16 protein-coding genes are annotated in these 15165 nt (G+C 69.3%); 8 read left to right on the plus strand and 8 right to left on the minus strand.

What is annotated here, in order from left to right; genetic code table 11:
• Positions 1-31: 31 nt before the first annotated feature.
• Together AC3WQM_RS25170 and AC3WQM_RS25175 are read right to left on the minus strand one after the other, a co-directional pair.
• Positions 32-952 (minus strand): ABC transporter substrate-binding protein, encoded by a 921-nt coding sequence (locus AC3WQM_RS25170; protein WP_062476114.1) that lies wholly within the window; start codon positions 950-952, stop codon positions 32-34.
• A 119-nt stretch (positions 953-1071) separates the two neighbouring features.
• The gene (locus AC3WQM_RS25175; protein ID WP_062476111.1) at positions 1072-1965 is read right to left on the minus strand and encodes a helix-turn-helix domain-containing protein; all 894 of its coding nucleotides are present in this window, start codon (positions 1963-1965) and stop codon (positions 1072-1074) included.
• Positions 1966-2272: 307 nt separating this feature from the next.
• Between AC3WQM_RS25175 and AC3WQM_RS25180 the strand changes: the two genes are divergently transcribed.
• Positions 2273-3511, plus strand: coding sequence for a CaiB/BaiF CoA transferase family protein (locus tag AC3WQM_RS25180; protein ID WP_492682543.1), 1239 nt, complete (start codon positions 2273-2275; stop codon positions 3509-3511).
• Between the two features lie 13 nt (positions 3512-3524).
• On the opposite strand, the gene AC3WQM_RS25185 is transcribed toward AC3WQM_RS25180, so the two are convergent.
• The 6 genes from AC3WQM_RS25185 to AC3WQM_RS25210 all read right to left on the minus strand — a co-directional run bounded on the left by AC3WQM_RS25185 (position 3525) and on the right by AC3WQM_RS25210 (position 7551).
• A complete protein-coding gene (locus tag AC3WQM_RS25185; RefSeq protein ID WP_492682545.1) occupies positions 3525-3782 on the minus strand; it encodes an acyl-CoA-binding protein in 258 nt (85 codons plus the stop codon).
• Positions 3783-3863: 81 nt separating this feature from the next.
• Positions 3864-4712, minus strand: a complete 849-nt coding sequence (locus AC3WQM_RS25190; RefSeq protein ID WP_492682547.1) for a hypothetical protein — start codon at positions 4710-4712, stop codon at positions 3864-3866.
• Positions 4713-4719: 7 nt separating this feature from the next.
• Positions 4720-5427, minus strand: coding sequence for a TetR/AcrR family transcriptional regulator (locus AC3WQM_RS25195; RefSeq protein ID WP_492682549.1), 708 nt, complete (start codon positions 5425-5427; stop codon positions 4720-4722).
• 127 nt (positions 5428-5554) lie between these two features.
• On the minus strand, positions 5555-6031 hold the full coding sequence (locus tag AC3WQM_RS25200) for a phasin family protein (protein ID WP_492682551.1): 477 nt from the start codon (positions 6029-6031) through the stop codon (positions 5555-5557).
• Positions 6032-6119: 88 nt separating this feature from the next.
• Complete coding sequence (locus tag AC3WQM_RS25205; protein WP_062476095.1) at positions 6120-6569, minus strand: acyl-CoA thioesterase; 450 nt, start codon at positions 6567-6569, stop codon at positions 6120-6122.
• Between the two features lie 85 nt (positions 6570-6654).
• A complete protein-coding gene (locus tag AC3WQM_RS25210; RefSeq protein WP_492682553.1) occupies positions 6655-7551 on the minus strand; it encodes a LysR family transcriptional regulator in 897 nt (298 codons plus the stop codon).
• 141 nt (positions 7552-7692) lie between these two features.
• On the opposite strand from AC3WQM_RS25210, the gene gtdA reads away from it, so the two are divergent.
• The 7 genes from gtdA (at position 7693) to AC3WQM_RS25245 (ending at position 15154) form a co-directional block, all read left to right on the plus strand.
• Positions 7693-8775, plus strand: coding sequence for a gentisate 1,2-dioxygenase (gene gtdA / locus AC3WQM_RS25215; protein WP_492682555.1), 1083 nt, complete (start codon positions 7693-7695; stop codon positions 8773-8775).
• Between the two features lie 69 nt (positions 8776-8844).
• A complete protein-coding gene (locus AC3WQM_RS25220) occupies positions 8845-9549 on the plus strand; it encodes a fumarylacetoacetate hydrolase family protein (protein ID WP_056584092.1) in 705 nt (234 codons plus the stop codon).
• 16 nt (positions 9550-9565) lie between these two features.
• Positions 9566-10780, plus strand: a complete 1215-nt coding sequence (locus AC3WQM_RS25225; protein WP_492682557.1) for a 3-hydroxybenzoate 6-monooxygenase — start codon at positions 9566-9568, stop codon at positions 10778-10780.
• 55 nt (positions 10781-10835) lie between these two features.
• Positions 10836-11816: a Bug family tripartite tricarboxylate transporter substrate binding protein gene (locus AC3WQM_RS25230; RefSeq protein WP_492682559.1), complete on the plus strand. Its 981-nt coding sequence runs from the start codon at positions 10836-10838 to the stop codon at positions 11814-11816.
• An 85-nt stretch (positions 11817-11901) separates the two neighbouring features.
• On the plus strand, positions 11902-12879 hold the full coding sequence (locus tag AC3WQM_RS25235; protein ID WP_095950706.1) for a Bug family tripartite tricarboxylate transporter substrate binding protein: 978 nt from the start codon (positions 11902-11904) through the stop codon (positions 12877-12879).
• Positions 12879-14243, plus strand: a complete 1365-nt coding sequence (locus AC3WQM_RS25240) for an FAD-dependent oxidoreductase (RefSeq protein ID WP_492682561.1) — start codon at positions 12879-12881, stop codon at positions 14241-14243. The genes AC3WQM_RS25235 and AC3WQM_RS25240 overlap by 1 nt, the downstream gene beginning before the upstream one ends.
• 215 nt (positions 14244-14458) lie before the next feature.
• Positions 14459-15154 carry a hypothetical protein gene (locus tag AC3WQM_RS25245; RefSeq protein WP_492682563.1) on the plus strand — a complete coding sequence of 232 codons (696 nt, stop codon included), beginning with the start codon at positions 14459-14461 and terminating at the stop codon, positions 15152-15154.
• Positions 15155-15165: the final 11 nt, after the last annotated feature.

The following is a 15165-nucleotide window of genomic DNA, read 5'->3' on the forward strand; positions in this document are numbered from 1 at the left end:
CGTGGTGGTCACGGGCGGTGCCTGCGGTGGCTTACCAGCTGAAGGTCTTGGCGCCTTCGGCGTCGATGAGCTTCACGTCGACCGGCACGGCCGCGGGCACGTTGGCGCCCCACTTCTTGGCCAGCGCGATGCCGATGGCCAGGCGGATCTGGTCGCGTGGGTACTGCGCGGTGGTGGCGATGAACTTCGAGCCCGCCTTCTGCATCGCCTTGATGGCCTCGGGTGCGCCGTCCACGCTGGTGAGCTTCACGTCCTTGCCGCTGGCCTCGATGGCCGCGAGCGCGCCCATCGAGCCGCCGTCGTTCACGCTGAACACGCCCTTGAGGTTCTTGTTGGCCTGCAGGATGTTCTCGGTCACGGTGAGCGCGGTGGCGCGCTCCTGCTTGCCGTTCTGCGTGCTCACGACCTTGATGCCGGGGTACTTGGCCAGCGCTTCGCGGCAGCCCTTCACGCGCTCCAGGATCGGCACGACCGGAATGCCGTCGAGGATGGCCACGTCGCCCTTCTCGCCGATGTTCTTCGCCAGGTACTCGCAGGCCAGGCGGCCGGCGTCGAGGTTCTTGGAGCCCACGAACGAATCGACCGGACCCTGCGCGTTGGCGTCGACCGCCACCACGATCACGCCGGCCTTCTTGGCCGAGCGCACCGCCGACTGCACGCCGGCCGAGTCGGTCGGGTTCAGCAGCAGGATGTCGATCTTCTTCTGGATCATGTCTTCCACGTCGCCGATCTGCTTGGCCACGTCGTGACGCGCATCGGTGGTGACCACGGTGGCGCCGATGCTGGCGGCGGCTTCTTCCAGGGCCTGCTTCATCGTCACGAAGTAGGGGTTGTTCAGCTCCTGGAAGGTCATGCCGATGCGCAGCGGCTGCTTGGGCGCCTGTGCCAGCGCGGCGGTGGTGCCGCAGGCCAGGGCGGCGACGAGGGCGGTGGCTTTGAGAAGGCTCTTCATTGGGTTGTCTCCTTGAGGTTGGTTGTGTGACGGTCGGCAAAAAAACGCGGGCAAAGGGCCGCCCCGCGCGGCGCGCAAGGCGCCGCGCCAGGAACGACGCGGGGAACACGGGGGGCGCGCTACGGCGGGCTGTTGGCGGCGCGCGATGCAGCGAGCTGCATGCGATGGAAATGGCGGAACTTGGTCGGCGGCATGCGCTTGTGCAGCAGGAACTGCCGGTTGAAGTTCGACACGTTGTTGAAGCCCACGTCCATGCAGACGTCGAGCACGGGCTTGTCGCTGTTGGCGAGCAGTTCGCAGGCGCGGCCGATGCGCAGCCGGTTCACGTAGCGCACGAACGACTGGCCCGTGTGCTTGCGGAACGAGCGCGAGAACGCACTCGGGCTCTGGCCCACCAGCTCGGCCAGCATCGGCTCGCGCAACTCGTCGCCCAGGTTGGCGGCAATGTGCGCCAGCACGTTGTTGATCGCGTGCGACATGAAGGCCTTGGGGTCGGGCGTGAACGCGGGGCTGGCCAGCCGCTGGCGGTCGTCGCTGGCCACCAGCAGCTCGAACAGCGACAGCAGCAGCACCACGCGGCGCAGCCCGCGCGCCTCGAGCAGCGCTTCCATGATCGGCTTGGCCGCGGCGGCGGTGGCGGCCGAGAAGAGCAGGCCGGAGGCCGACTCGGCCAGCAGCGGCTCGATGCGGCGGAACTCGGGAAAGGTGGCCGCCATGTTGCGCACCAGCGCGGCCGGAAACTGGATCACGATGCCGCGGCGCTCGACGCTCTGGCCGGCGGGCACGTCGCTGATCCAGTTGTGCGGCAGGTCGGGGCCCATGAACACGAGGTTGCCCGGCTCGAAGTGGCCGACGTGGTCGCCCACGAAGTACACGCCCTGGGTCTCGACGATCAACTGGATCTCGTACTCGGGATGGAAGTGCCAGCGCACCGTGCGATACGGATAGCCGTGCGCCCAGGCGGTGAACGATTCGTCACCTTGGACTTCGACGATTTCCAGATCGGGTTGCATGGCCGGCGGTCTTTCCTCTGTGGTGGTGGCCCCGGGGTGGGGTGAGGCGGACTGTACGAATCGCTCCGGATGCCAACAACCAGCGTTGGCGCTCGCAACTGATACTTTTTTGAGTCGCGGTCCTGCCTGGTAGTGAAGGGCGCGACGACGCGCTGCGCTGCAGCAAACCCCTTTCTCCTCGGGGCGTGGCGCGTGCGGGAGTGCAATTGCTGCAGTGCAAAAGAGCCGCGTCGCGCCGTGTCAAGATTTCATAGGTGTTTTCCCGGCCTGACCCGGTACTCCGGGCGGCACGGCACACTCGGAAACCATGACGCAAAGCTCTCTTTCCCCTCCGGCCGCGGGTCCGCTGGCCGGCCTCAAGGTCGTCGAACTCGGGCAACTGATCGCCGGCCCCTTCGCGGCGCGCACGCTGGCCGACTTCGGCGCCGACGTGGTCAAGATCGAGCCGCCCGGCGCGGGCGACCCGCTGCGCACCTGGCGGCTGCTGAAGGACGGCACCTCCGTCTGGTGGCAGGTGCAGTCGCGCAACAAGCGCTCGTTGGCGCTGGACCTGCGCCAGCCCGAGGCGCAGGCCATCGTGCGCCAGCTCGCGGCCGAGGCCGACGTGCTGGTCGAGAACTTCCGCCCCGGCGCGATGGAAGGCTGGGGCCTCGGGCCCGACGAGTTGCTGGCCGCCAACCCCGCGCTCGTGATGCTGCGCATCAGCGGCTACGGCCAGACCGGCCCCTACCGCGACCGCCCCGGCTTCGGCGTGGTGGCCGAGGCCATGGGCGGGCTGCGCCACCTCACGGGCGAACCGGGCCGCGTGCCGGTGCGCGTGGGCGTGTCGATCGGCGACACGCTGGCCTCGCTGCACGGCGTGATCGGCGTGCTGATGGCCATGCAGCACCGCCACGCCACCGTGAGCGCCGAATTCCCCAAAGGCCGGGGCCAGGTGGTCGACGTCGCGCTGTACGAGGCGGTCTTCAACTGCATGGAAAGCCTGCTGCCCGAGTACGCCGAATTCGGCGCGGTGCGCGAGGCCGCCGGCAGTGCGCTGCCGGGCATTGCGCCCACCAACGCGTACCGCTGCGCGGACGGCGGCTATGCCATCGTCGCGGGCAACGGCGACAGCATCTTCAAGCGGCTCATGGCTTGCATCGGCCGGCCGGACCTCGCGGCCGACCCGGCGCTGGCCGGCAACACGGGCCGCGTGGCGCAGGTCGGGATGCTCGATGCCGCCATCGGCGACTGGGCCGCGCAGCGCACGGTGACCGAGGTGCTGGCCGCGCTCGATGCGGCGCACGTGCCGGCCGGGCGCATCTACACCATCGCCGACATCGCGGCCGACCCGCACTACGCCGCGCGCGGCATGCTGCAAGAGGTGAAGATGCCCGACGGCAGCGCGCTCGCGGTGCCCGGCTTCGTGCCCAAGCTGTCGCTCACGCCGGCCGGGCACCGGCGCAATGCGCCGGCGCTGGGGGCGGATACGCAGGCGGTGCTGGAGGAGATCGGGTTGAGCGCCGAGCAGATTGCCGCGTTGCAGGAACGCGGGATCGTCGGCTAGCCGGCGCGGCCGGTCAGGCGCGCAGGGATTCGATCAGGTCGATGTATTTCTGCTTGGCTTCGTCGGCGGTGGCGCCCTTCTGGGCGGTCCACGCGTCCCACTTGGCGCGCGCGACGATATCGCTGAAGCTGGGCTTCTTGACCGTGTTGTCGCCTTCGGTCGCCTGCTTGAACAGGGCGTAGATCTTCAGCAGCGTCGGGTTGTCGGGGCGCTCGGCCAGCAGCTTGGAGTTGGCCTGGGCGGCTTCGAATTGGGCGTTGAGGTCGGACATGGCGGTCGGGAAGAAGGTCGGAAACCGCGCATCTTAAATGGATTGGTACCAAGTGGTACCAATCGCAAGCGTTCCGGCCTTTCAGTCCGTCAGGCCTGCGCGCGCCAGCTCCACGTCCAGCCGCTCCCGCGCATCCGCCGGCGTCAGCGCCGCCGCCTTCTCGTACAGCCCGTTCGCCTCTCCGAGGCGCGACTCGCCGTGCAGCATCAGCAGCGCACGCGCGTACTCCATCATCCCGGCCGCCGACTGCGGGTGCAGCGCCAGCCCGCGCTCGAACAGTTCGATCGAGGTTTCGGCGCGCACGCCGTACGTCATGCGCCCGACCAGCGCGCCGACCTTGTCGATCACCTCGGCGTGGAAGGCGGCCAGCGCGAGGTGCGCGTCGCCGTGGTCGGGCTGCAGTTCGATCACGTGCTCCAGCGCGCCCTTGAGCTTGGTGCCCAGGCCCTGCGCCAGGGCTCGCGCCACGCTGATGCCCTGGCTGTAGCGGCCCAGCGCGTAGGCCTGCCAGTACAGCGCCTGGCAGTTGTCGGGCTCGGCCGCGACCTGTGCGCCGGCGCGCTCGATCACCTGGCGGAACAGCGAAAGCCGCACGGCCTCGCGCGGTTCCAGGTAGTTGGCGTAGATCGCGGTCGCCTGGTTGGCGAGCGCCAGGCCGTCAGGGCCGTGGCGCAGGCCGAGGACGGCGGCGCGTTCGAACTCGCCGCTGTGGTACAGCGCCCAGCCTTCGGCCAGCGGCGCGTCGGCTGAAGGCGGCGGCAGCGCGTGGCCGGCGTGCAGGCGCGGCCAGTGCGTGAGCAGGCTGCGCGCGTCGTAGCGGGGCACGTCGGGGTAGGGAAGGGGCGTCCAAGGTTCGGTGCCGGCGGTGGCCGTGGCCGCGGCAGGGCCGGCGGACAGCAGCGAGAGCGGTTTGAAATCGGAGTGGGGCATGGATGTTCTAGGCCGCCATATCGACCGTCGGTGGCACGTGGCTGGGGTTGCTGGCGGCGTTCTCGCCGTTGTAGGCATTGCTCAGCGCCAGCAGGTGGCGGCGCTGGTCGCGTGCGAGGTAAGGCGCGAGCAGGTGCAGCGTGTGGTGGCCGCCGCGCATCAGCGCGCCCTGCGCGTGCGCGGGCTCCAGCGCCTGGCGCGGGTTGCGCACGTACTCGTAGCTGAGCCAGTAGGTCAGCACCACGACCATGCTCTGGGCCAGCGTGTCGACCTCGTGCGCGTCGATGTCCAGGTGGCCGGCGCGGCTCAGGCCGGCGATCAGCTGACGGATGGCGCGTGCCTTGTTCTTGAGCACGAGCTGGAACTGGGTCTCCAGGTGCCGGTTCTTGCTCAGCAGGTCGTTGAGGTCGCGGTACAGGAAGCGGTAGCGCCAGATCAGCTCGAAGAGGCTGTGCATGAAGAACCAGGCGTCCTCCACGTCGTGCACGCCTTCGCTGGCGTGCAGCAGCTCGTTGAGCTCGGCTTCGTAGCCTTCGTAGAGCTTGTTGATCAGCTCTTCCTTGGCGGGGTAGTGGTAGTAGAGATTGCCGGGGCTGATGTTCAGTTCGCCGGCCACCAGCGTGGTCGACACGTTCGGTTCCCCGAAGCGGTTGAACAAATCCAATGCAGCTTCGAGGATGCGTTGCGCAGTGCGGCGTGGCGCCTTCTTTGCCATGTCGGTGCCCCCGTGGTTTCTCTTGGTCTCTGGGGGCACTCTAGCGCATGTGCGCTGCACCATGAACGGTGCGGGGCATGTTTTGCGGCGCTGATTTTTTGTGCAGTGCCGCAATTACAGAACGATGTCAGCCGGCCTTGGTGCGGCGCAGGGTCTTCTTGGCGGCGGGGGCCGGCGCGGCCTTGCGCGAGGCGCGCACGGGCGAGGCCTTGGCATCGCGCTGCTTGAGCTGGGCCTCGAGCGCCTCGACGCGCGCCTGCAGTGCGGCCACGTCGGCGGCCGAGGGCACGCCGAGCTTTTCGAGTGCGCGCGCCACGCGGTCTTCGAAGATGTTCTCGAGCTTGCCCCATTGGCCGGCGGCCTTGGTGCCGAACTCGCTGGCGAAGCCGGCCATGCGCTGCTGGGCCTGGGCCAGCGTTTCTTCAGCGGCCTGCTGGGTCTTCTTCTGCATGCCGGCGCCGTCCTTGACCAGCGCCTCGAAGGCCTTGCTGCCTTCCTGCTGCATCTTGGCGAAGGCGCCGAGGCCGGCCAGCCAGATCTGCTGGGCCGAGTCCTTGATGCGGTCGGTCTTGTCGTTGCTGTCGTCGTCTCGGGAGGTGGCCATGCGGTGTGTTCCTTGGGATGCAATCGCACGACTCTAGCCGCCCGGGCGCGCCGTGGTTAGGGCGCGCCGCCTATCCCCGTGTCCGGGATCAGGGCGTGCCGCCGGCGGCGCGGCTGGCGTCCAGGTGCGCCTTGGCGCGCTCGGCCAGCGCCATTTCGCCGGGCGTGCCGGGCACGAAGGCTTCCACCGGCAGCGGCCGGCCGTGCGAGTCGACCGAGACGAACACGATCAGGCATTCGGTGGTCTTTTCCATCACGCCGCCCTTCATGTCGCCGCTGCGCACCTCGACCGAGATGTTCATGCTGGTCTTGCCGGTGTAGGCCAGGCGGGCCTCGACCTCGACCAGGTCGCCGATCATGATCGGCCGGTGAAAGCGGATGCTGCCGATGAAGGCGGTGACGCAGTAGCGCTTGGCCCAGCTGGTGGCGCAGGCGTAGCCGGCCTCGTCGATCCACTTCATGACCGTGCCGCCGTGGACCTTGCCGCCGAAGTTGACGGTGCTGGGTTCGGCCAGGAATCGGAGGGTGATGGAAGACATGGGGCGCCTTTTTTCTGTGGGCTGTGGGTGGGGAGCCGCGATTATGCGAGCGCCCGGGCGCCCTTTGGCGTCTGCCCGGCGCCGTTCAGCTGCCGCTGAACAGCTGGGCCAGCGTGCGGCGCAGCCAGGCATTGCCCGGGTCGGCATGAAAGCGCTCGTGCCAGTGCTGCTTGACCGCATAGGCCGGCAGCGTGAAGGGCGGCGCCAGCACCTTCACCGGCTCCTGCGTGGCCAGCACGTTGCCCAGGATGCGCGGCACCACCACGATCAGCTCGGTGTGGGCCACGATGCGCGCCACGCTCAAAAAGCTCGACAGCCGCACCACCACGTTGCGCTTGAGGCCCAGGCGCGCGATGGTGGTGTCGACGATGGCGTGCCCCGTGCCCGAGCTGGACACCACCGCGTGCGCCTCTTCCTCGAAGCGCTTGCGCGTGAGCTTGGCGCCGATGCGCGGATGGTTCTGCGCTGCCAGGCAGACGAAGTTCTGCATGAACAGCACCTGCTGGTAGAAGCCCGCGTCCAGCTGCGGCATGAAGCCCACGGCCAGGTCGACATCGCCGTCCTGCAGCCGGCGGCCGCTGTGGGTGGAGATGATCTCGGTCTCGATGTGCACGCCCGGCGCCGCATGGCGCAGGTGGTCGAGCAGGCCGGGCAGCAGCACCACCTCACTGATGTCGGTCATGCAGATGCGAAAGCGCCGCTGCGCGCGCGCCGGCTCGAAGCTGCTGCGGTTGCCCTGCGCCTGCGCCAGCTGCGCCAGCGCCTCGCGCAGGTTCGGGTAGATGCGCTCGGCGTGCGGCGTGGGCTGCATGCCCTGCGCGGTGCGGGTGAACAGGCGGTCGTCGAAGTGCGCGCGCAGCTTGTTCAGCCCCGTGCTGGCCGCCGCCTGCGCCATGCCCAGGCGCTCGGCCGCCTTGGTGACGTTGCCGGTCTTGTAGACCTCGTCGAACACGGCGAGCCATTCGAGATCGAGCTTGGACATGGGGTGAGGTGGGGTGAGGCGGGACGGAGCCCTGAAGGCGAAAGACACCATTATCGAAATTTCGAATTCCGTGTATTGGCACGCGGTCTTGAGGAAATAGTGGTGCGGGTCAACAATGCCGCCAACGGAGACACCGACCCCATGAACCCCGCTTCTTCCCATGCCGCCAGCGCACCGGCCAACGCCGCCGAGCGCCGCGACTACTACGCCCGCATCCGTCCGCTGAACCTCTCGCCGCTGTGGGAGTCGCTGCACGTGCTGGTGCCGCGCGAGCCCAAGAGCCCGTGCGTGTCCGCGCTGTGGCGCTACGACGAGATCCGCCCGCTGCTCATGGAGTCGGCCGACCTCATCACCGCCGAAGAGGCCGTGCGCCGCGTGCTGGTGCTCGAGAACCCGGCGCTGCCTGGCAACGCGTCGATCACGCAGTCGATCTACGCCGGCCTGCAGCTCATCATGCCGGGCGAGGTGGCGCCCTCGCACCGCCATGTGCAGTCGGCGCTGCGCTTCATCGTGGACGGCAAAGGCGCCTACACCACGGTGGGCGGCGAGCGCACGACGATGCACCCCGGCGACTTCATCATCACGCCCTCGTGGGCCTGGCACGACCATGGCAACGAAGGCATCGAAGGCGTGACCGAGCCGGTGGTGTGGCTCGACGGCCTCGATATTCCGATGCTGCGCTTCTTCGACGCCGGCTTCGCCGAGAACGACGATGCCAAGGTGCAGCACGTGGCGCGCCCCGAAGGCCACAGCCTGGCGCGCTTCGGCCACAACATGGTGCCGGTGCGGCACGACCACACCTCGGCCACCTCGCCGATCTTCAACTACCCCTACCTGCGCAGCCGCGAGGCGCTGGCCCAGTTGCAGAAGCAGGAGGCGCCCGATGCCTGGCTCGGCCACAAGCTGCGCTACATCAACCCGCTGACCGGCGGCTCGCCGATGCCGACCATCTCGACCCAGCTGCAACTGCTGCCCAAGGGCTTCGCGGGCCAGGCGCACCGCGCCACCGACGGCACCGTCTACAGCGTGGTCGAAGGTCACGGCACGGCCGAAATCGCCGGCCAGCGCTTCGACTTCGGCCCGCGCGACACCTTCGTCGTGCCCTCGTGGGCGCCGCTGCGCCTGTCGTCGCCGAGCGAAGACACCGTGCTCTTCAGTTTTTCCGACCGCCCCGTGCAGCAGGCCATGGGCATCCTGCGCGAAGCCTTTCTCGAAGACGCCTGAAAGCGCGGCGACCTTCTTTCCTTCTCTTCTTGTTTGTCTGATGTGCCGTCCCACGCGGCAGGAGCTTCCATGTCCTTCGTCTTCACGCCCCCTTCCATCGTCGGCCTGCCCATCGTCGGCTCCGACCAGCAGTTCCCCGTGCGCCGCGTCTACTGCGTCGGCCGCAACTACGCGGCGCATGCGCGCGAGATGGGCTTCGACCCCGACCGCGAACCGCCGTTCTTCTTCTGCAAGCCCAACGACGACGCCTCGGTCGTGCCCGTGGCCGAAGGCGCCACCGCAGCCATTCCCTATCCGCCGCTCACGAGCAACTACCACTACGAAGCCGAGCTGGTGGTCGCCATCGGCAAGGGCGGCAAGGACATCCCGGTCGACCAGGCCGCCAGCCACATCCACAGCTATGCCGTGGGCCTGGACATGACGCGCCGCGACCTGCAGATGAAGATGCGCGAAGCCGGCCGCCCCTGGGAGATCGGCAAGGCCTTCGACTTCTCGGCCCCCATCGCGCCGCTGCGCACGCTGGCCGACGTGGGCGAGATCAACGCCGGCGCCATCACGCTCGAGGTCGACGGCCAGGTGCGCCAGAACAGCGACATCACGCACCTGATCTGGTCGGTGAACGAAGTCATCGCCAACCTCTCGACGCTGTTCGCGCTGCAGCCCGGCGACCTGATCTTCACGGGCACGCCCGAAGGCGTGGGTGCGGTGAAGCCGGGCCAGACGATCAAGGTCAGCATCGAGCGCCTGCCGTCGCTCACCGTGCGCATCGACTGAGTTTCCTGGCCCGCGCATGACCCTCTCGAAGCATCCTCCCTCCGTGCTGCTCGTCGGCGGCGGCATCGGCGGCATGGCCGCCGCGCTCGCGCTCGCACGCCTGGGCGTGGCCATCGACCTGCTCGAACAGAGCGCCGTCATCGGCGAGATCGGCGCCGGCCTGCAGCTCGGCCCGAACGCCTTCGCGGCGCTCGACGCGCTGGGCGTGGGCGAGGCCGTGCGCCGCAGCTCGGTGTTCACCGACCGGCTCGTGATGATGGACGCGGTCGACTGCAGCGAAGTGGCCTCGGTGCCCGTCGGCGAGGCCTTCCGCGCGCGCTTCGGCAATCCGTACGCCGTGAGCCACCGCGCCGATCTGCACGGCGCGATCCACGAAGCCGTGAAGCAGCATCCGCTGATCCGCTTCCACACCTCGGCGCAGGTCGAGGCGATCGACATCGGGGCGCACGGCGTCACGGCTGTCACGCGCGACGGCCGCCGTTTCCAGGCCGACGCCATCGTCGGCTGCGACGGCGTGAAGTCGGTGGTGCGCGCCAAGCTCATCGGCGACGCGCCGCGCGTGTCGGGCCACGTGGTCTACCGCGCCGTGGTGCCCGCGGCCGACATGCCCGCCGACCTGCAATGGAACGCGCCCGTGGTCTGGGCCGGCCCGAACTGCCACCTCGTGCACTACCCGCTGCGCCACGGCGAGCAGTACAACCTGGTCGTCACCTTCCACAGCCGCGAAGAAGAAGAGTGGGGCGTCACCGACGGCAGCAAAGAAGAGGTGCTGTCGTACTTCGAAGGCGTGCATGCGCGCCCGCGCCAGCTGCTCGACCGCCCGACCTCGTGGCGCCGCTGGAGCACCGCCGACCGCGACCCCGTCGAGCGCTGGAGCGACGGCCCGGCCACGCTGCTGGGCGACGCGGCGCATCCCATGATGCAGTACCTCGCGCAGGGCGCCTGCATGGCGCTCGAAGACGCCGTGACGCTCGGCGAGGCCGTGAAGGCCTGCGACTTCGACATGGCCGCCGCCTTCCAGCGCTACGAACAGGCCCGCATCGCACGCTGCGCGCGCGTCGTGCTGTCGGTGCGCGAGATGGGGCGGCTGTACCACGCCCAGGGCGTGGAGCGCCTCGTGCGCAACAGCCTGTGGACCGGGCGCACGCCCGAACGCTTCTACGATGCGGTCGAATGGCTGTACGCCTGGCGACCCGAGCACTGCCTGGGCGAGGCGCCCGCGCCGCGCTGACACGGTTCTTTCACCCGATCCCCACCAACGAGGCCGAAGGCCCAGGAGACAACCCATGAACTTTCCGCGCGTATTGCTGACGACCGCCGTCCTGGCCCTGACCGCCGCCTCCGGCGCCTGGGCGCAGGGCAGCGACTACCCGAGCAAGCCGGTGACGCTGATCACCCCGTTCGCGGCCGGCAGCGGCCCCGACGCGGTGCTGCGTCTCGTGTCCGACAAGCTCTCGCGCCTGTGGAACCAGCGCGTGGTGGTCGACAACCGGCCCGGCGGCGGCGGCTTCATCGCCATCGACCAGGCGCGCCGCGCCGCGCCCGACGGCTACACGCTGCTGCAGCTGGACAGCGAGCACATCGCCGCGCTGCCGCACCTGTACAAGTCGCGCAACTTCGTGACCTTGCAGCACTTCGACCCGGTCGCCTCGCTGTTCCGCACGCCCTTCTTCGTGGCCGTGGCCACCGAGTCGAAGTGGAAGACCATGGGCGACCTGATTGCCGCCGCCAAGGCCAACCCCGAAGGCATCGTCTACGGCTCGTGGGGCGTCGGCAGCCCGGGCCACCTGGGCGCGCAGCAGCTCGAGGCGCTCACGGGCATCCGCATGCGGCACGCGCCGTACCGCGAGGTGTCGCAGCTGTATTCCAACGTGGGCACCGGCGAGGTGCCGTGGGCCTTCGCGAGCATCCCGTCGAGCCAGGGCATCTACAAGGCCGGCAAGCTGCGCTACATCGCCGTGGCCGCGCCCAAGCGCATCCCGCAGATGCCCGACGTGCCCACCATGGCCGAGGCCGGCGGCCCGGCCTCGCTGGAAGTCAATTCCTTCGTGTCGTTGCTGGCGCCCAAGGGCGTGTCGGCGGCCGTCAAGGCCAAGATCAACGCCGACGTGGCCAAGGTCATCGCCGACCCCGACATCCGTGCCCGCTTCGACACCTTCGCCTTCGAGCCGCTGGCCTGGTCGCCCGAGGAGATCGAGCGCAACGCCGAGGCCAAGTCGAAGGTGTACGGGGAGCTGGTGCGCCGGGGCAACATCAGCCTCGACTGACGAGGGGGCGCCTTGCCCAGGGCTCGGCGCGCCAGTTAAGCTGGCTCTCTTTGCATTTTTGTTTACCTTTTAACTGTCTTTTTCCATGCAAGCCACCAAGAGAGCCCTCCTGATCGCCTGCGGCCTGGCCGCCACCGCGGCGCTGCCGCTGTCCGCCAGCGCCGACACCCCCGCGTGGCCGACCAAGCCGATCCGCCTGCTGGTGGGTTTCCCGGGCGGCTCCACGCCCGACATCGCCGCGCGCACCATCGCCGAGCCGCTGTCCCGCGCGCTGGGCCAACCGGTCGTGGTGGACAACAAGGCCGGCGCCTCGGGCAACATCGCGGCCGACCAGGTGGCCAAGGCCACCGACGACCACACGCTGGGCATCGTCATCAACGGCAACCTCACGTCGTCGAAGATGCTGTACCCCAAGCTGCCGTACGACCCGGCGAAAGACTTCACCTACCTCTCGCTCATCGCCACCGCGCCGCTGGTGCTCGTGGCGCAGAACAGCCTGCCCTCGGGCACCGCCTTCTTCGACGCCGCACGCCAGGCCGGCGACAAGTGGAACTACGGCTCGGTGGGCGTGGGCTCGGTCGGCCACCTGGGCATGGAACTGCTCAAGAGCCGCGTGAACGGCTTCAAGCCCGAGCACGTGCCCTACCAGGGCAACCCGCAGGTCGTCACCGGCATGCTGGGCGACCAGGTGCAGATGGGCCTGATCCCGCCGGGCGTGGCCATGCCGCAGATCCGCGCCGGCAAGCTCAAGGCCGTGGGCCTCACGGGTGGGCGCAGCGCGCTGGTGCCCGAGATCGCCCCGCTGGCCGATGCCGGCGTGAAAGACTTCAACCTCGAGGTGTGGGTGGCGCTGCTCGGCCCGGCCAGCCTGTCGAAGCCCGCGCAGGCGCGCATCAGCCGCGAGATCGAGATCGTCATGAAAGACCCCGACGTGCGCCGCAAGCTCTTCGAGCAAGGCTGGCAGGCCGTGGGCACCTCGCCCGACGGCATGCGCACGCGCGTGAAGGAAGAGGCGGCGATCATGAGCAAGATCATTTCCACGCGCGGGATCAAGCTGCAGTGATGACGGCGACGACGCAGCAACCACACACCCTGACCGAACCGGCGCGCGCGCTGCCGGTGTTCGGCGACTTCGACGTGGTCGTGGTCGGCGGCGGCCCCGCCGGCATTGCCGCTGCCGTGAGCGCCGCGCGCCACGGTGCGCGCACGCTGCTGGTGGAGCGCTACGGTTTTCTCGGCGGCATGGGCACCGCGGGCGGCGTGACCAACTTCGCGGGCCTGTACGGCAAGCGCCGCGGCGAGATGACGCAGTTGGTGCGCGGCGTGGTTGACGACCTCATCGACCGCATCGCTGGCTTCAACGGCATGAACGCGCCGCAGAACGGCATGGGCGGGCGCATCTGCGTGCGCTCGTACGACACCTCGGCCTACAAGCTGGCCGCCGACCAGCTGCTCGAAGCGGCCGGCGTGCAGATGCTGTTCCACGCGTATGCCGCGGCCGTGCTGCACGACGGCGCGCGCATTGCCGCGCTGGTGGTCGAAACCAAATCGGGCCGCCAGGCGATCCGCGCCAACGCCTTCATCGACGCCAGCGGCGACGCCGACGTGGCGGCCTTCGCGGGCGTGCCCTTCGAAGTGGGCGACGGCCACGGCAGCGGGCTGTTCCCGACCACCATGTTCCGCATCGGCCAGGTCGACGCGCCGGCCGCGCTGGAAGCGGTGGGCGAGTTCTCGGCCATCAACGGCTTCATGGCGCGCGCCGAGCAGCAGCATCCGGGCAAGTACAGCTTTCCGCGCGAGGGCGCGATCCTGCGGCCCAACAAGGACCCGCGCGAGTGGCGCGCCAACGTCACGCAGATCCGCAACGCCGAAGGCCGCGCGATGAACGGCGTCGATGCGCGCGAGCTCAGCGACGGCGAGCTCGAAGGCCGGCGCCAGATCGCCGCGTACTTCAAGTTCCTGCAGGCCGAGGTGCCGGGCTTCGCGCCGTCGGCCATCGTGGAGATCGCGCCGCAGATCGGCATCCGCGAGACGCGGCGCATCCAGGGCCTGTATGCGCTGGGCCGCGAGGACATCCTCGGCTCGGCCACCTTCGACGACACCATCGGCCTGAATGCCTGGCCGATGGAAATGCACGCCGACGGCCGCATCGAGTGGGCCTTCCCGCGCGACGAAGCCAACGCCTACAACCACCTGCCGTGGCGCATGCTGGTGCCGCAGACGCTCGACAACCTGCTGGTGGCCGGGCGCTGCGCCTCGATGACGCACGAGGGCCAGTCGGCCGCGCGCGCCAGCGGCGGCTGCTTTGTGATGGGGCAGGCGGCGGGCACGGCGGCGGCCTCGCTGGGCAGCGGGCGCTTCGCGGCGATCGACGTGGCGGCGCTGCAGAAAAAGCTGGCGGCCGACGGCGTCGACCTGGACCATTGAGAAGGTGTGAACGAATCCGCCATGCCCGCTCATCCCGCCCAGACACGCCCCCTCTGCGTTGCAAATGCTCGCCATAGCCCGGCTATGGCTGCGCTTTGCGCCTTGAGGGGGCGCGCCTGGGCAGGCTGCTCGGCCACGCCGGATTCATTCACACCTTCTGAGCGCGGCGCGGCGCTAGAGTCCGGGGCTGGATGAACTCGAACCCCGGACACACCGTGCCTCTTTCTTCTTCGCTGTCGACCCCCGCGCGTCGCTTCTTCCTGGCGCTGGCCTGCGCCGCCTTCGGCCTGCTGCAGGCGGGCTGCGCCAGCACCCCCGAGGGCGACCCCGTCCACGGCAAGGACCGCGTGCTGAGCTTCGTGGCGGCCAAGGACGGCCGCAAGGTCGCCATCGTCGGCGAGAACTACCACTACGTGTTCGACGGCGACCCGTCCGTGGCCGCGCTGCTGCGCTGGGACGGCCGCACCAAGGTCACGCCCGCGCTCATCGGCGAACTGAAGGTGGCGCGCAACCAGAGCTTCGAAGGCCAGTACGTGCTGATGGCCCTGGACGCCGACCTCACGCCCGAGGACCGCAGCTTTCTCATCCAGACCGGCTTCGCGAAGGCCGACGTGAAGTACGGCGACCGCACCGGGCCGATGCTGCGCTACTTCGGCACGGTCTACGGCACGCGCTACGCGGCGGTGGCGCTGAAGTCGGCCGACAAGATCGACTTTTCCCGCCGCCAGTACCTTCCGTACGTCGAGCAGGAAACGCTGAGCGGCCCGTTCACCAAGGCGGCGCCCTCGCCGCTGGCGTACGCCGCCGACGGGTCGACGCTGCTGGGCGGCGTGCCGGTGCGCGTCGTGGACGGCGGCACCGACTACGGCTGCAGCCTGCGCCTGATGCTGGACATCTGCTTCTTCAAGTAGGCCCGCCGGGG

The sequence above is a fragment of the Variovorax sp. FW301-JW7 genome, from assembly GCF_058788795.1.

What these genes read in the sequence shown, in the direction of transcription:
- AC3WQM_RS25170 (WP_062476114.1), bottom strand. Translation starts at nt 952, where the DNA reads ATGAAGAGCCTTCTCAAAGCCACCGCCCTCGTCGCCGCCCTGGCCTGC.
- AC3WQM_RS25175 (WP_062476111.1), bottom strand. Translation starts at nt 1,965, where the DNA reads ATGCAACCCGATCTGGAAATCGTCGAAGTCCAAGGTGACGAATCGTTC.
- AC3WQM_RS25180 (WP_492682543.1), top strand. Translation starts at nt 2,273, where the DNA reads ATGACGCAAAGCTCTCTTTCCCCTCCGGCCGCGGGTCCGCTGGCCGGC.
- AC3WQM_RS25185 (WP_492682545.1), bottom strand. Translation starts at nt 3,782, where the DNA reads ATGTCCGACCTCAACGCCCAATTCGAAGCCGCCCAGGCCAACTCCAAG.
- AC3WQM_RS25190 (WP_492682547.1), bottom strand. Translation starts at nt 4,712, where the DNA reads ATGCCCCACTCCGATTTCAAACCGCTCTCGCTGCTGTCCGCCGGCCCT.
- AC3WQM_RS25195 (WP_492682549.1), bottom strand. Translation starts at nt 5,427, where the DNA reads ATGGCAAAGAAGGCGCCACGCCGCACTGCGCAACGCATCCTCGAAGCT.
- AC3WQM_RS25200 (WP_492682551.1), bottom strand. Translation starts at nt 6,031, where the DNA reads ATGGCCACCTCCCGAGACGACGACAGCAACGACAAGACCGACCGCATC.
- AC3WQM_RS25205 (WP_062476095.1), bottom strand. Translation starts at nt 6,569, where the DNA reads ATGTCTTCCATCACCCTCCGATTCCTGGCCGAACCCAGCACCGTCAAC.
- AC3WQM_RS25210 (WP_492682553.1), bottom strand. Translation starts at nt 7,551, where the DNA reads ATGTCCAAGCTCGATCTCGAATGGCTCGCCGTGTTCGACGAGGTCTAC.
- gtdA (WP_492682555.1), top strand. Translation starts at nt 7,693, where the DNA reads ATGAACCCCGCTTCTTCCCATGCCGCCAGCGCACCGGCCAACGCCGCC.
- AC3WQM_RS25220 (WP_056584092.1), top strand. Translation starts at nt 8,845, where the DNA reads ATGTCCTTCGTCTTCACGCCCCCTTCCATCGTCGGCCTGCCCATCGTC.
- AC3WQM_RS25225 (WP_492682557.1), top strand. Translation starts at nt 9,566, where the DNA reads ATGACCCTCTCGAAGCATCCTCCCTCCGTGCTGCTCGTCGGCGGCGGC.
- AC3WQM_RS25230 (WP_492682559.1), top strand. Translation starts at nt 10,836, where the DNA reads ATGAACTTTCCGCGCGTATTGCTGACGACCGCCGTCCTGGCCCTGACC.
- AC3WQM_RS25235 (WP_095950706.1), top strand. Translation starts at nt 11,902, where the DNA reads ATGCAAGCCACCAAGAGAGCCCTCCTGATCGCCTGCGGCCTGGCCGCC.
- AC3WQM_RS25240 (WP_492682561.1), top strand. Translation starts at nt 12,879, where the DNA reads ATGACGGCGACGACGCAGCAACCACACACCCTGACCGAACCGGCGCGC.